1 protein-coding gene is annotated in these 244 nt (G+C 50.0%); it reads right to left on the bottom strand.

The features are described 5' to 3' along the window. A partial coding sequence (locus ACTHR7_RS03240) for a tetratricopeptide repeat protein (protein WP_440370311.1) occupies positions 1–244 on the bottom strand: 244 nt, incomplete at both ends.

Raw genomic sequence — 244 nt, 5'->3', positions numbered from 1 at the left:
TTGTTCTGCCGCCTTGCGATACCACTGCACCGCCTGTGCATAGTCTTGACGGACGCCTTGCCCTTGGTTATACATATCACCCAAATTATATTGTGCTTGGACTAATCCCTGCTCCGCTGCCTTACGATACCATCTGAACGCTTCGGCATAGTCTTGACGGACGCCTCGCCCTTGGTTATACATATCACCCAAATTATATTGTGCTTGGACTAATCCCTGCTCCGCTGCCTTACGATACCATCTG

The sequence above is a fragment of the Neisseria sp. P0007.S010 genome (genome assembly GCF_051962875.1).
GTDB lineage: Bacteria > Pseudomonadota > Gammaproteobacteria > Burkholderiales > Neisseriaceae > Neisseria > Neisseria subflava_A.
The sequence above is the reverse complement of the archived record's forward strand: the minus strand, read 5'-3'. Positions and strand labels throughout refer to the sequence as shown.